General features: G+C 64.2%; 13 protein-coding genes and 1 pseudogene. 9 read left to right on the forward strand and 5 right to left on the reverse strand.

Annotation, left to right across the window (positions count from 1 at the left end; all coding sequences use genetic code 11):
• Nucleotides 1-80: 80 nt before the first annotated feature.
• Nucleotides 81-713, reverse strand: a complete 633-nt coding sequence (locus tag WS49_RS24945; RefSeq protein WP_059534303.1) for a response regulator — start codon at nucleotides 711-713, stop codon at nucleotides 81-83.
• Between the two features lie 276 nt (nucleotides 714-989).
• Between WS49_RS24945 and WS49_RS34120 the strand changes: the two genes are divergently transcribed.
• The 6 genes and pseudogenes from WS49_RS34120 to WS49_RS36195 all read left to right on the forward strand — a co-directional run bounded on the left by WS49_RS34120 (nucleotide 990) and on the right by WS49_RS36195 (nucleotide 6,144).
• Nucleotides 990-1,490: a flagellar transcriptional regulator FlhD gene (locus WS49_RS34120; protein WP_082725573.1), complete on the forward strand. Its 501-nt coding sequence runs from the start codon at nucleotides 990-992 to the stop codon at nucleotides 1,488-1,490.
• The gene (locus tag WS49_RS24955; protein ID WP_059534307.1) at nucleotides 1,487-2,080 is read left to right on the forward strand and encodes a FlhC family transcriptional regulator; all 594 of its coding nucleotides are present in this window, start codon (nucleotides 1,487-1,489) and stop codon (nucleotides 2,078-2,080) included. Before WS49_RS34120 ends, WS49_RS24955 begins: the two co-directional genes overlap by 4 nt.
• A gap of 357 nt (nucleotides 2,081-2,437) precedes the next feature.
• Nucleotides 2,438-4,825, forward strand: coding sequence for an RICIN domain-containing protein (locus WS49_RS24960; RefSeq protein ID WP_059534309.1), 2,388 nt, complete (start codon nucleotides 2,438-2,440; stop codon nucleotides 4,823-4,825).
• Nucleotides 4,826-4,899: 74 nt separating this feature from the next.
• Nucleotides 4,900-5,289 (forward strand): annotated as a pseudogene (locus WS49_RS35295) (hypothetical protein); the annotation flags it as partial.
• On the forward strand, nucleotides 5,276-5,875 hold the full coding sequence (locus WS49_RS24965) for an SCO family protein (protein WP_059534311.1): 600 nt from the start codon (nucleotides 5,276-5,278) through the stop codon (nucleotides 5,873-5,875). The pseudogene WS49_RS35295 and the gene WS49_RS24965, both read left to right, overlap by 14 nt.
• 152 nt (nucleotides 5,876-6,027) lie before the next feature.
• The gene (locus WS49_RS36195) at nucleotides 6,028-6,144 is read left to right on the forward strand and encodes a transposase (RefSeq protein WP_059534313.1); all 117 of its coding nucleotides are present in this window, start codon (nucleotides 6,028-6,030) and stop codon (nucleotides 6,142-6,144) included.
• 765 nt (nucleotides 6,145-6,909) lie between these two features.
• On the opposite strand, the gene WS49_RS24975 is transcribed toward WS49_RS36195, so the two are convergent.
• Nucleotides 6,910-8,151, reverse strand: a complete 1,242-nt coding sequence (locus tag WS49_RS24975) for an MFS transporter (RefSeq protein ID WP_059534315.1) — start codon at nucleotides 8,149-8,151, stop codon at nucleotides 6,910-6,912.
• Nucleotides 8,152-8,155: 4 nt separating this feature from the next.
• On the reverse strand, nucleotides 8,156-8,896 hold the full coding sequence (locus tag WS49_RS24980) for an MBL fold metallo-hydrolase (RefSeq protein ID WP_059534317.1): 741 nt from the start codon (nucleotides 8,894-8,896) through the stop codon (nucleotides 8,156-8,158).
• Nucleotides 8,897-8,968: 72 nt separating this feature from the next.
• On the opposite strand from WS49_RS24980, the gene WS49_RS24985 reads away from it, so the two are divergent.
• Nucleotides 8,969-9,643, forward strand: a complete 675-nt coding sequence (locus WS49_RS24985) for an ArsR/SmtB family transcription factor (protein ID WP_059534361.1) — start codon at nucleotides 8,969-8,971, stop codon at nucleotides 9,641-9,643.
• A 52-nt stretch (nucleotides 9,644-9,695) separates the two neighbouring features.
• Here the strand turns inward: WS49_RS24985 and WS49_RS24990 are convergent, their stop codons facing one another.
• Both WS49_RS24990 and WS49_RS24995 read right to left on the reverse strand, forming a co-directional pair.
• Complete coding sequence (locus tag WS49_RS24990) at nucleotides 9,696-10,976, reverse strand: Zn-dependent hydrolase (protein WP_059534319.1); 1,281 nt, start codon at nucleotides 10,974-10,976, stop codon at nucleotides 9,696-9,698.
• Entirely contained in the window at nucleotides 10,973-12,358 is a 1,386-nt protein-coding gene (locus tag WS49_RS24995; protein ID WP_059534363.1) for a dihydroorotase, read from the reverse strand. The genes WS49_RS24990 and WS49_RS24995 overlap by 4 nt, the downstream gene beginning before the upstream one ends.
• Before the next feature lie 99 nt (nucleotides 12,359-12,457).
• On the opposite strand from WS49_RS24995, the gene WS49_RS25000 reads away from it, so the two are divergent.
• Together WS49_RS25000 and WS49_RS25005 are read left to right on the forward strand one after the other, a co-directional pair.
• Nucleotides 12,458-13,348, forward strand: a complete 891-nt coding sequence (locus WS49_RS25000) for a LysR family transcriptional regulator (protein ID WP_059534321.1) — start codon at nucleotides 12,458-12,460, stop codon at nucleotides 13,346-13,348.
• A gap of 260 nt (nucleotides 13,349-13,608) precedes the next feature.
• A complete protein-coding gene (locus WS49_RS25005) occupies nucleotides 13,609-14,700 on the forward strand; it encodes a DUF917 domain-containing protein (protein WP_059534322.1) in 1,092 nt (363 codons plus the stop codon).
• Nucleotides 14,701-14,710: the final 10 nt, after the last annotated feature.

Here is a 14,710-nt window from a genome sequence, read left to right on the forward strand (position 1 = left end):
GCACGACGCATGAACGCCGTCCGGTTCGTGTCGCCGTGCCTTCGACCGTACATGCATCGCATGCGTCGCGGCGAGGCAGTTCAGAGGAGCCCCAGGCGCTGGCCTGTCGCGGCGGCTTGGGTGCGATTGCGCACGTGAAGCGCCTTGAAGATCGCGGTGATGTGCGCCTTGACGGTCTTCTCCGACAGGCCGAGCCGATTGGCGATGAGCTTGTTCGGCACGCCTTCGGCGATCAGGCGCAGCACGTCGAGCTGGCGCAGCGTCAGGCGCGGGACGTCGGGTTCGTGCGCGGGCGGCGGGTTGCGATGCGCCGACTGCGTATCGAGCAGCAGCGGCGGCACGTAACGCTCGCCGTTCATGATCATCTTGATGGCCGACAGCAACGTGTGCACGGTCGAGGATTTGGGAATGTAGCCGAGCGCGCCGTGCGTGAAGGCGGCGCGCACGTCGTGCGGATCCTCGGATGTGGACAGCACGATGATCGGCAACTCGGGCCGGACCTGCGTGATCGCCGCAATCGCGGCGAAACCGTCCATGCCGTTCATTTTCAGATCCAGCACGATGACGTCGAGGTCGGTGTGCTGTTCGAGCAGCCGCATTGCATCGTCGGCGTTGCTTGCCTGAATGTCGACCATCCCGTCATGATCCTGGCGCAACAACTTCGCCACGCCATCTCGCAGAATCGGATGATCATCGACGATGAGTATTTTCATGTAAATAAGAATTAAGTCTGGAGGCGGACCTCTTCTGCTTTTTGGAGAACCAGGTTCTTTGAAAAGTCTTAATACTTTGGTCGTATTCGATTCTGTTTCGCCTCGGGCTAACGTCGGATTTACATCCGGAAAGTCATGGTTGATACTGGATCATCGCGGCCTTCCGTGCGGTGACGCGCACAACGAGCATAACGAAGATCGCGACAGCAGGGGCCGGGCGAGTTGCGGACGCCGAGATTTTTCGGGGTGCGATCGAGCCCGGGTGCAGACTATACGATGAAAAGAGCCGAACGTGCCAATACGGGGCACGCTGTTTATTTCAATCGATTGCTTTCTGAAAATCGGCAATTGATGTTTAAGCAGATGATTTACCCCGTGAAACAGGGCATATTTCTTTGCACGAATTTCAGAGACGTCTCCATCGGCCTGAATCGATATCAATCAAGGTGCAATATGGGAACTATCAATGAAGAAGAGTCAATCCGCGACCTGAACCTGTCGTATCTGTGGCTGGCGCAGCGGTTGTTGCAGACGGATCGCGCGACCGGCATGTTTCGCCTCGGCGCCACGCCGGAAATGGCCGGCACGCTGGAAAGCTTGACGATGCGATCGATGATGAGTCTGTCGTCGTCGGGGCAGCTGCTTTGCGTACTGCGCTTGAGCCGATACGAAACGGTCGCGGCGCTCGCGCGGCCCGAATCGCCGGGCGACGCCGTGCGGCTTCATACCGCGATGGCGCTGTCCAGTCTCGGAGCCTTCGACCAGGACGCGCCGTGAGCGGCGGCCCCCGGACGGCGCATGCCGCGAGTCTTGCCGATGACGCGAAGCACGTGTTGGCGGCCGTGACGCTGATTCGGCTCGGCGCGCGCCCGCAGATGCTCGAAATCGAACTGTCGCTGCCGCATGAGCGCCTGGTCCGGCTGTATCGCGAGGTGCGCGGCGTCGCGCCGCCGAAAGGCCGGCTGCCGTTCTCCAGCGACTGGTACATGACGTGGCAGGCCAACATCCACGCGTCGCTGTTCCTCAACGCCTGCCACTTTCTGCGGAGCAACGTGAAGTGTGCGCGACTCGATGCGCTCGTGAAGGCCTATGAATGGTATGCGAGGCGATGCGACGCGGCACACTGCGAGCCGCTGCTCGACCTGACGCGTGCGTGGCTGCTGATTCGTCTCCTCGACAGCGGCGAGCTGTCGACGGCGCGCTGTGTCCGATGCGACGCCGCATTCGTCACGCATCGCCACGGCCTGCGTCGCAATCGCGTCTGCGTCGCGTGCCGTCCGCCAGCGCGGGCCGGCAAGCGCACCGGTGGCACGAAGCCGCAGCCGTGTGTCGCAAGCCCGTCCGACGCGAACACGCGCATCGTGTAGAAGCCGACCGCAGCCTGCGGTCCCGCGCAGTGACGCTAGAGTGCGACGCCGTGCGCATCCGCGTTGGCCGTCAAGCGTTGCCGCGCCCATCCGCCTTCTTCCATCGGCGATGCGTCCGCACGGATTCCCAGGCTGCCGAACCCGATCCGCCACCGCATGCCCGGCCCCGTCACGATCCAATCCGTCGCGCATCGCTTGCGTGTCATCTGATTTCAGAAAAGACGAATAACTCGCAATGCGGATGGAGTGGAGTTGTCAAGCGGCTCGAATAGTTCGGATGGTGCGGAAACGTACGGTTGCGGAAGCCGAGCCGAGATATACATCTTTCCTGTCATCAACGATATCGATGAGGGCCGTATGCGCGATCTCTGGGGGAAAGTTGTCATCTGGATGCTGGTCCTGGCGAGCACGCTTGCGTTCAACAGCGCTTTCGCGATTGGCAGTCCGTCATACACAGATATCGTTTCCGCGAACAGCGGGCTCTGTCTGACGAGCGCGGGGAATTCTTCGGCATGGGGCGCCGGCATCGTGCAGACTTCGTGTTCAGGTCAAGGCAATACGACCTGGTCGTTCGTACCGGTAGCCGGAAACCGGTATCACATCGTGCTGCAGGGCAGCGGCCTGTGCCTCAACGTACCGGGCAGTTCAAGCGCGAGCGGGACGCAGTTGATTCAGTACGGTTGCCAAGGCAGCAACCTGTTGAACGATCAGTGGACGATCGTCGCGGTTGGATCGAGCTACCGGATCGTCTCCGCACTGAACGGCTTGTGCGCGAATGTAAGCGGCGGGTCAACCGCCAGCGGCGCGAGCCTGATCCAGTCTGGTTGCCAGGGCGCCACTCAAACCAGCGACCAGTTCAATCTGTACTTGCCCGTCAACGCGTCGACCAACGTCGTCGTTGCGAGCAGCGGCCTGTGCATGACGATCGGCGGCGGCGCGATCGTGCAAGGCGCGTGCAGCAACCAGGGTGCCACCGGCTGGCTCTTGCAGCCGGTCGGTAGCGGATACCACGTGATTGCCCAGTCCACGGGGCAATGCCTGAACGTCTATCAGGGCCAGCGCACGAGCGGCACGCCGCTGATTCCCTACACGTGTCAGGACAGCTCGTTGACCAACGATCAGTGGACCGTCGCGCCGGTTGGCGGAAAATATCAATTGATTTCGGTCTCGAGCGGAATGTGCGCGAGCGTCAGCGGCGGTTCGCTGGCTTCCGGTTCGACGTTGAGCCTGTCTCCGTGTCAGAATGCGGCGGCGAGCGGCCAGTTCGCGTTGACGTTGCCTCAGGCGTTCCCGGTAACACTGCCGTCCGCATGGAGCCCGGTCATCACGTTGCCGGTCAATCCGATCGGCATCGCGAATACGCCCAACGGCAAGCTCGTGATGTGGTCGTCGAACCAGCCCTATACGATCCAGAACGACGTCGGATTCGCAACCACGCAGACGCAGACCGCACTCTTCGATCCCGCGACGAACGCGGTGACCCAGTACATCGAGACTTCCGCGGGTTCCGACATGTTCTGCCCGGGCACCGCGATGCTGTCCGACGGGCGGCTGCTGGTCAATGGCGGCGACAGCAGCCCCAAGACGACGCTCTATGATCCGACGGCGAATACGTGGAGCGCGGCCGCGACGATGAATATTCCGCGCGGTTACCAGGGCGACACATTGCTGTCGAATGGTACGGTGATTACGCTTGGGGGTTCGTGGAGCGGCGGGGTGGGTGGCAAGACGGCCGAGCTGTGGGACGGCGGCCGATGGACCGTGCTGTCGGGCGTGCCGGAGACGAACGTCATCGGCCCGGATCCGCAGGGCATCTATCGTGGCGACAACCATCTGTGGCTGTTCGCGCAGTCGAATGGCAGCGTGTTCCATGCCGGCCCGAGCGCGCGGATGAACTGGATCTCGACGAGCGGAACCGGCTCGATCACCTCGGCGGGAAATCGCGGTGTCGACCCATACGCGATCAACGGTACGGCATCGCTGTTCGATACGGGCCTGATTCTGAAGGCGGGTGGCGCGAAGTCGTATCAGCAGAACGGCAATACGTCGACGTATGCGTCGAATTCGGCGTACCTGATCGACATCACGCGCGGTCCGGGACAGCCTGTTTCGGTGCAGCGGCTGAACGGCATGACCTATCAGCGCGCATTCGCGAACAGCGTCATTCTGCCGAACGGCAATGTCGTGATCGTTGGCGGTCAGAGCTTGCCGATGCCCTTTACCGACACGACCGCGATCCTGGTGCCCGAGATATGGGACCCCGTGACGCAACGCTTCAATCTTCTTCAGCCGATGCGGACGCCGCGCACTTATCACAGCACCGCGGTTCTTTTGTCGGACGGGCGCGTGTTCGTCGGTGGCGGCGGGCAATGCGGTGTCGGCTGCGTGAACAATCACCTGAACGCCGAAATCCTGACGCCGCCGTATTTGCTCAATGCCGACAATACGCTTGCCTTGCGCCCGTCGATCATGTCCGCTCCGGCCAGCGCGATGCACGGTTCGACGATCACGGTTTCGACCGGTGGCGCAGTTGCGTCCTTCGTGTTGATGCGGATGTCGTCGGTGACGCATTCGACGAACAACGACCAGCGCCGCATTCCGCTGCCGATCCTGTCGACAAGCGGTACCTCATACCAATTGTCGATTCCGGCCGATTCAGGTGTTGCACTGCCGGGCTACTACATGCTGTTCGCGCTCGATGCGAGCGGCGTCCCCAGCGTCTCGAAGGCGGTCCGGATTCTGTGAGGAAATACTTGTCATCCCGATCCAGCCACCGGTACGTTGCACGGTTGTTGTGCGTCGCGTTACTCGGCGCAGCTGGCTCGTGTGCGATGGCGAGCGACGACCGCGAAGCGGGGCACGCACTTTTCACCGGTGCGGCTCCGCTAACGGGCCGGATGTTGACCCATCCCGGCGATCTTCCCGCGAATGTCATTCGGTGTGCAAATTGCCATGCTCCGGAGACCGGTCCCGCCGTGCGAAATTCGATTGCACCACGCCTTACCCGCAACTGGCTCGTTGATCTGCAAAGCCGGCGGGGTGGCCCTCCGAGCCGGTACGATCAGGAGGGGTTCTGTACGATGCTGCGCGACGGAGTCGATCCCGCCTATGTGCTGCTCAATGTCGAGATGCCGCGCTATCGCATCAGCGATGGCGATTGCGCCGCGCTTTGGCACTTTCTGACCGGTGCGCGCAATGGCCCCGCCTGATTTTCGTGCGCGCCGACGCGCGATACGTATTGCCGCGTTTCCGGCAGTTGCGTTGTCCGCATTGTGCACGTCGACGCTTGTACGCGGACAAAGTGCGCCGATCGCGTATCACGGCGGAAGCATCAAGCCTCCGGTGCTTGTCCCCGACTGGCCGATTCTCACGGCGCAGGGTCGCGAAACGCGCCTGCGCGGGTTGCTGACCGGTCGCATGACTGCGCTGCAGCTGTTCTTTACAGGTTGCTCTACCGTTTGCCCGATCCAGGGCGCCGTCTTTCAGCGTGTGCAAACGTTGCTTGGCGCGCACTCGGACGTTCAGTTGCTGTCGCTCAGCGTCGATCCGTTGTCCGATACCCCGGAACGAATGCGTGCGTGGCTCCGGCAATTCGATGCCCGGCCGGGGTGGACTGCCGCGGCTCCGGCGTTGCAGAACGTCGATGCCGTCCAGGCATTGTTCGGAGGCGGCGTGACGGGGCTGGACAATCACGGAACCCAGGTTCACGTGATCGACCGACGCGGGCAACTGATATGGCGCACTTATGAATTGCCATCGGCGGAAACGGTCGCCGCGCTGCTGAAGCAGGCATAAACGCGAGCTTTTGCGCGTACGTCGGTTCTAGCGACGACCCGATTGCACCATGGGAATCGCGTTTGAGCAGGGTGATCGGCTCGCGATTGTGTGGAATAGGCGTGTGCAGAACAACCGGCGTGACGTTGTCATCGAGACCAGGAGGTCATGCCGTGAAGAAGAGCAAGCTCACCGACGAGCAGATCGCATACGCATTGAAGCAGGCCGAGCTGGGCACGCCTGTCGCGGAGGTTTGCCGCAAGAAAGATCTCGTGTTGCAGCAGAGCTGAAGATCATGAGCGCGGCGCGAGGCGTAAGGACGCCAAGTTCGTACATGGAATGACTGCAAGAGGAATAGAGCGGCGGGGAGCGATGAGAACATCGAGCAGATAAACGAAAACGCGTGGAGCTATCAATGGCTGTCGCCAGTTTCTGATTGTGTGCACTGCGGATGAAGCGGAGGCCCTCGGCGAAGCCGCCAAGGTGCGGGTTAGTGACCGCGAATGTCTAGCCTAGCAGGAGAAGAAAAGCGTACGAAAAAATACCGGCTGACCGGGGGATCTGGCGGCTCCATCGTAGCCAGGAAATCCGTCGGTGACTGCATGGATTGTCACGACATGATTTCTGGCCAGATCCGCGAGTGAAGACGATCGTCTTCCGGAAAAAGCTACCACCGGACCTGGGGGGGGGCCGGTGGTACCACACCATATCCAACTCCGGACATGCAACAATTGGGGGAAATCATTGCAAGCACAACTGTACTCCTAAGTATCAAACAGGATTGTCATGAATTGTCACGCTCAATTTCTGAACAAGCGAACCGGGAAATGAGAAAAAGACGCCGCCGGATTCGGGGAGATCGGGCGGCGCAAAGCTGGGAGAATACGCAACGGCCGTGGGGGCCGTTGCACAGGAAGAGTACTGCCGCTGGCGTCGCGTGACTGTCATGGAGTGTCACGCACACTGCGGTGGCGATGACACTGGAATTCGAGGGTCAGCCGCGATTCGTGAAATTTTCGCCAGAATGGAGTGTTCGCTTCGTGCGTCGGAATATGTCAATGGCGCGCGCGCGTGACGACCGCCACCACGACGCCTGACAGGAACGTGAGGGCTGCGATCGACAGGATCGCGTCGGCGAAGCCGAAGCGGTCCGCGATGAGGCCCGCCGACAGCGCGCCGATCGCGTAGCCTAGGTCGCGCCAGAACCGGTACACGCTCAGCGACCGGGCACGCCACTGCGGATCCGACGCATCGGAGACGGCCGCGATCAGGCTCGGGTAGACCATCGCGGTGCCGAGGCCGAGCAGCACGCTCGCAACCAGCCACCACCGGAACTGTCCCGTCAGCGCGGTCAGCAGCAGCCCTGCCGCCTGCACCCACATCCCGGCGACGATCAAGCCCTTGCGGCCCCAGCGGTCGCTCAACGGCCCTGTGACGACCTGGCACACGCCCCACACGATCGGGTAGACGGCCTTGAGAATGCCGATCCGTTCAATGCCGAGCCCGAGCCCCGTGAAAAACAGCGGGAAGATGCCCCAGCTCATCCCGTCGTTCAGGTTGTTGATCAGTCCGGCCTGCGACGCCGCGAACAGGTTGCGGTCCTTCAGCGACGTGAGCAGGAACACGTCGCGAAACGACAGCGACGATGTTTCCTTCAGCTTGCCGATTTCCAGGTTAACGTGGTCGCGCGTATCGCGGACGACGAGCACGGATAGCGTCAGCCCGGCGATCGCATAGAAGATCCCAAGATAGATCGGCATTGGCCGCAGGCCGTAGCGGCTCGCCAGATAGCCGGTGAGAAACGCGGTCAGGCCCACCGCGAAATAGCCCGCGAACTCGTTGAGCCCGACCGCGAGACCTCGCCCTTTCGGCCCCACGAGGTCCACCTTCATGATCACGGTCATTGACCACGCAAAGCCTTGGCTCAGACCCAGCAACACATTGGCCGCGACCACCCATTCCCAGCTTGGCGCGGCGAGGATCATGATCGGAACCGGCAACCCCAGCAGCCAGCCGATCACGAGCACGCGCTTGCGGCCCCAGGTGTCCGCCAGCTGACCGGAAATCAGGTTCGCCACCGCTTTCACGAGCCCGAAGCTGACGATGAAGGAGGTGATGACGGTCGTGGACTGGATATGAAACGTTTCGGAGCCGATCAACGGTACGACGGTCCGCTCGATCCCGACCATGCCGCCCACGAACGCATTGATCAGCACGAGCAGCGCGAACTGGCGCCAGTTTTCCTTGAGGCCGAGCCGAATCGCGGCGCCGCCGGCCGGCACGATGGATCCGCCCATGAAGTTAGACCTCCTCAGGATTGCGGCCGGAGTTGACCGCGCGCAGACGCGCCGCTTCGGGCGGGGCAGGTGGCACGTCGCTTAGCATGAAACGAACGAATGCCGCTTCGTCGTTGATGCCGAACGCCGCGTTGTGACGCTTTTCGAAGCCGATAGTCGACAGCGGATTGGCGCTGAGGCCGCGTCCGCACACCGAGCCCGCGAAGGCCCCGGGAAGGAGCTGAACATAATCGGGGAGCGATTTGAGCGTTTGTATACTGCGGAACAGGGTTCGTGCGCCCGCTTCGGCACTTTCGACCAGCTCAGTGCGGCCGAGGTCACCGATCATCAGCGTATGGCCGGTCAGCGCAAGCCACGGCTCGTCGGCGCGCGTGCGATCCGTCACCAGCAGGCTGATGTGCTCCGGCGTGTGACCGGGCGTAGCGAGCACCTTGATGACGACGTTGCCGACCCGGATCTCATCGCCGTCCCGGACGCCCTTGAATGGCAGCACGACGTCAGCGTTTGCGGACAGCACGTAGTCGGCGCCAGCCGCGTCGGCGAGCGCCTGGCCAGTGGACAGGTGATCGGCGTGCACATGGGTATCGATCACGTAGTCGATTTTGATGCCGGCGGCGGCGGCGGTTTCCAGATAGGTGCGAGGCTGGGCCACCGGATCGACGACGACGCCCGTCGCCTTGCCGACGCACCCCAGCAGGTAGGAAATGCCCACTGGGTCGGAATGGAGGAATTGCCGCAGGATCATTCGAATTGCTCCTATTATGTAGGGGTGTTAACATTCAATCGTTGTGATGAATGATTGATCAAGGAGGCGTACGTGTCAAGCGCGGGACCCAAGCAGGAGATTTACGAGAGCCTTGCCGAGGTGGCTCTAGCCGTCGGCCATCCGAACCGGCTTGAGCTGCTGGAGCACCTGGCGCAGCGCGAACGGTCCGTCGAAGAACTGACGGCCCTGTCCGGGATGAGCTTTGCGAACACGTCGCGTCACTTGCAGATTCTTCGGCGGGCGCGCCTCGTCGACACGGAGCGTCGGGGCAAGAACGTGGTGTACCGCCTTGCCGGCGACAGCGAGGTGGTGGGGCTGATGAAGGCACTCGGTCGACTGGGTGAGCGCAATATCGCCGAGGTCAATCGGGTGCTCGGCGACTATTTCCACGCGCGGGATTCGATGGAACCCGTGTCGCGCGACGAGTTGGCCGCGCGTCTTGCGGACGGTCTCGTCACGTTGCTGGACGTGCGGCCGCAAGACGAGTTTGCGCAAGGACATCTGCCGGGCGCGCTCAATATCCCGCTGGCCGCGCTGGAGGGCCGTCTGAGCGAGCTTCCGGCCGATACCGAAATCGTCGCGTATTGCCGCGGCCCGTATTGCGTACTGGCGTTCGAGGCCGTGGCCGCCCTGCGTGCCAGAGGCTTCAAGGCCGTACGCCTCGAGGACGGCTTTCCCGAATGGAAGGCGGCCGGTCTCGTCGTCGAGACCGGCTCCGCCGACTGACATGGGCTGAAGCGAGGCACCGCATCGAGTTCACGCCGACAATCCCCATAGATCAGCGGCCGCTTCCCTGCACGGCCAGCGAGCGATCGAGTGCGACGAGCGTCTGGTACAGCACGCGCGTGCCATCGAGCAGCTGCTGAGGCTCGATCCATTCCTCCGGGCAATGGCTGCGGCCGCCCAGGCACGGAATGAAGATCATCCCGATCGGCCCCGTCGGCGCGACGTACACGGCGTCGTGCCCCGCGCCGCTCGGCAGCCGCATGCTCGGATAACCGAGCTGCGTGGCCGCCTGCTCGACCGCGTCCATCACGAGCGGCTGGCAGTCGGTCGGCCGCGCACGGCTCACGTGCGCGGCGCTGGCACTCAAGCGCAACGTATCGAGGCGTGCGGCCGCACCGGCCAGCAGCGCCTCGGGGAAAGCGTCGAGCACCGCGTCGCTGTCGCTGCGCACTTCCAGCATCAGCTCGACCTGCCCCGGCACCGCGTTCGGCACGTTCGGCGTCATCGCGATCCGCCCGATCGTCGCCACCACGTAGTGTGGGCGGCCCGACAGCGCCGACGCGCGCGCATGCGCCGCCTCGATCAGGTGCGCGGCGCCGACGAGCGCATCGCGGCGGATATCCATCGGCGTCGTGCCCGCATGGTCGGGCTGGCCCGTCACGGTGATCAGCACGCGCCGGATGCCGACGATGTTGGTCACGACGCCGATCGGCAAGCCGCGCGTTTCGAGCACGGGGCCCTGTTCGATATGCAGCTCGACGAACGCGGCCGTGCTGCCCGGCGCGCGCAGCGGTTCGTGCAGCGCGTCCGGGTTGCCGCCGATGCGGCGCAATGCTTCGGCGAGCGTTTCGCCTTCGGCGTTCGTCGCGCGCAGCATGCCCGCGTCGAGCACGCCCGACAACGCGCGGCTGCCGACGCACGAGATCCCGTAGTCGCTCGGCTCCTCGGACAGGAAGTCGATCACTTCGAACGGATGGTCGAGCACGATCCCCTGCTCGTGCAGCGTATGCGCGACCTCGATGCCCGCGAGCACGCCGATGATGCCGTCGAAGCGGCCGCCGCCGACCACCGTGTCGCAATGCGACCCCGTGACGAGCGGCTTCGTGCAGCGGCCGCTGCCTTCGCGGCGGCCGATCAGGTTGCCGCCCGCGTCCATCGATACCGCGAGCCCCGCTTCGGCGAATTGCGCGGCGAGCCATGCACGCGCCTGTGTGAAGAGCGACGAGAATGCGCGGCGCGTCCACGGGACGTCGGGCCGCGTGAAGCGCGCCAGTTGCTCGACGCGCGCGTTCAGGCGCTCGGCGTTCAGCGGTGGGAAAGCCGTCGGATTCATGCTTGCTCCTGTTGCGAGGCGATCGACCGGCTGCCGTGCGGCTTCAGGAACCGGCCCGAGCCTGCTGCGTTGACGATGCGCTTGCCGTCGTACACGAGCGCGCCGCGACAATAGGTGGCGGCAACCCGCACCGTGAATTCCATCCCTTCGAACGCGCTCCACTGCACGGCCGACAGGCTGCGCGACGGATCGAACGCGTAGCGTTCCGGCGTGAGGATCACGAAATCCGCATCGGCGCCGACGTCGAGCGATCCCTTGCGGTCATCGAGCAGGAAGTGCCGCGCGGGGTTCGTCGCGAGGAGTTCGGCGACGCGCGTCGGCGCGATGCCATGCTGTTCGCAGCCGGTCCAGAACGCGGGCAGCAACGTTTCGAGCCCGGGGCCGCCCGATGCATTGCGGAACACGTTGGCGTCGCCCTTGCGTTCGAGCCCCCAGCTCACGTGATCCGACGACACGAACGTGCATTCGCCACGCGCGATATGCGTCCACAGCAGATCCTGCTCGGCGCGCGGCCGGATCGGTGGGTAGTGCTTGGTTTTCGCGCCGAGGCGCTTCGTATGCGTTTCGTGGTCGAGCATCAGGTACTGCACGCACGTCTCGATGCTCGCGCGATGGCCGGCCTGCCGGAACATGTTGCACAGCGCGAAGCCGCGCGACGTCGACACGTGCACCGCGTGCGCGCGGGCGCCCGTCTCCGCGCCGATCTCATAGATCAACGCGGTCGCGAGATTCTCGATCAGCGGCGGATGCGCGCGCAGGAACGCGTCCCAGCCCGTGTCGCCGGCCTCGATCATGCGCGCGACGTTCTTGCGCGTCATCTCCTGCATCTGGTTGTGCACGCCGCAGGCGAGGCCCGACGGCGCGATCAGCCGAAACGCGTCGTACAGCACGTCCTCCTCGACCCGCGGAAACCGGCCGGGCGTTGCTTCGAACGTCGAGAACTTGAACGCGCATACGCCGCCGTCGATCAGCCCGGCCGCCGCTTCGAGGCCATGCTTCGCGTTGAGCGTGCCGTACAGCGCGACGTCGACGTGGCAATCGCGCTCGGCTTCCGCGATCTTGCGGTCGAGCTGCGCGCGCGACGCGACCGGCTCCGGATCGTCGTACGGCATGTCGACCATCACCGTCACGCCACCCGCGGCGGCCGCACGTGACGCGTGACCGAGCCCCTCCTGGTTGGCCTGGCTGGCCGCATGCACCTGCCCGTCGACGACGCCCGGCAGTACCCACTTCCCGCGCGCATCGATCGTGTCGCGCGCCGCCGGCGGCACGCCCGCGCCGCGCGCGGCAATCCGTCCGCCGCGGATCGCGAGCCAGCCGTCGTCGACCACCTCGTGCGCATCGACCAGCCGGCCGCGCACCACCTGCTCGAATTCGCTCATCTCCACCTCCTGCATTTTTGATCACGAGCAGTTTAGGCAGCGCTCTGCCAGAATGTCTCATGCCGATTTATCGTCCCCACATAACATGGAGTTAAGGCTGTGCGTCTGAACCTGCGCCAGATCGAGGTGTTTCGCGCCATCATGCTGACCGGCTCGATCAGCGGCGCCGCGAAGCTGCTGCACGTATCGCAGCCGGCCGTCTCGCGGCTCATTTCGTACGCCGAACAACGTCTCGGCCTCGCGCTGTTCGAGCGCATCAAGGGGCGGCTCTACCCGACCCCGGAAGCACAGCGGCTGTTCGTCGAAGTGAACGCGGTGTACCAGGGCGTGCAGCGCGTCAACGAAATCGCGGAAGACCTGATCGAGAACCGGATGGGCCACCTGCGCATCGCGTGCAGCCCCAATCTGGGCCAATCCCTGCTGCCGCGCGCGATCGCGGCGTTCTACGAGCGCTTTCCCGACGTACGCATCATCCTGCACACGATGATCCCGAGCGTGCTGCTGCAGGCGGTGCTCACGCAGCAGGTCGAGCTCGGCATCGCGTTCCTGCAGGACACGCACCCGAACGTCGAAAGCCAGCTCCTCTATGAAAACCGAATGGTCGCGGCCGTGCCCGCATCGCACCCGTTCGCACGGCGCAAGACGCTGGCCGTGCGCGATCTCGCGAACCAGCCGCTGATTGGTTATGGCAGCGACATTCCACTCGGACAACTGGTGCGGCGGCTGTTCAGCGACGAAGGCCTGGTGCCGCAGGTCAAGATCGAAGTGCAGCAGGCGCACGTCGCATGCGCGCTCGCGCAGGCCGGCACCGGCATCGCGTTGATCGACGAGCTGACGGTCGCGGGGCCCGTGTGGCCGCAGATCGTCGTGAAGCCGATCGTGCCGACCACCGCTGCACCGGTCAGTGTGCTGCACCCCATGCTCGCGCCGCTGTCGCGCCTCGCGCACGAGTTCATCGACACACTCCATACGCTCTCCGCCGGCGCATGAATTCCAGCGCCGAAACAGGCTGAAATCATTGTCCAGCCTGCGTTTCGCCGTCGCGCCGGCGGCGTCCGATCGCCGTGCCGACAGCCCGTCGTTCGGGCGTCACCGGGATTACCCTACGCTTAACATCGCGTTATGAAGTCTCCATAAAATAGCAATAACGCTCAATATTCGGCGTCCCTAGAATCGTTTGGACGGTACCGCCACACAAGGCTTTCCGGCCGGCGCGTACAGCCCTTTTTCCCTCTCAGGACAAACGACACATGGGACGCATCCTGTCTTCGAAGGACGTCGAAGCCGCCGTCAAGGGCGGTTCGGTTTTCGCATGCGGCGGCGGCGGCTGGGCCGACCACGGCCGTGAACTCGGCACGCTCGCGGTCACGATCGGCCGCCCCGAACTGGTTGCCATCGACGAGCTGCCGGACGACGCGTGGATCGCCACGGCCGCCGCGATCGGCGCGCCGGGCGGCCTCACCGATTGGCAAATGCTCGGCGCCGACTACGTGAAGGCCGCGCAACTCGTGCAGGAAGCGCTCGGCGCGCCGCTCGCGGGGCTCATCATCGGGCAGAACGGGATGTCGAGCACGCTGAATGCGTGGCTGCCGTCCGCACTGCTCGGCACCAAGGTGGTCGACGCGGTGGGCGACATTCGCGCGCATCCGACCGGCGACATGGGCTCGCTCGGCCTCGCATCGAGCACGGCGCCGATGATCCAGGCGGCGGCCGGCGGCAACCGCGCGCAGCACGCATATATGGAAGTGGTCGTGCGCGGCGCGACCGCGAAAGTGTCGCCGGTGCTGCGCAAGGCGGCCGACATGGCCGGCGGCTTCATCGCGAGTTGCCGCAATCCGATTCGGGCGTCGTACGTGCGCCAGCATGCGGCGCTCGGCGGCATCAGCCGCGCGCTCGCGCTCGGCGAGGCGATCATCGACGCCGAACGGCGCGGCGGCAGCGCGGTGATCGACGCGATCTGTGCGGCCACACACGGCGAGATCATCGCGAGCGGCAAGGTCGAGCGCAATACGCTCGAATACACGCGCGAAGCATTCGACGTCGGCCTCGTCTATCTCGGCGGCGGCGCGCAGCGCGCGGTCATTCATGTGATGAACGAGCACATGGCGGTCGACGACGCGCACGGCGAACGCATCGCGACCTACCCGGACGTGATCACGACGCTCGACGGCGAAGGTCGCCCCGTCAGCGCCGGGCAGTTGAAGGAAGGGATGGAGATCCACGTGCTGCGGGTCGCGAAGGCGCACATTCCGCTGTCGTCGTCTGTGTTCGATCCCGCGGTCTACCCACCGGTCGAAGCCGCGCTCGGCATCTCGATCGCCGACTATGCGCTCGCGCGCTGAACGGAGGGCG

It is taken from the genome of Burkholderia sp. RF7-non_BP4, from assembly GCF_001521935.1.
Classification (GTDB): Bacteria; Pseudomonadota; Gammaproteobacteria; order Burkholderiales; family Burkholderiaceae; genus Burkholderia; species Burkholderia diffusa.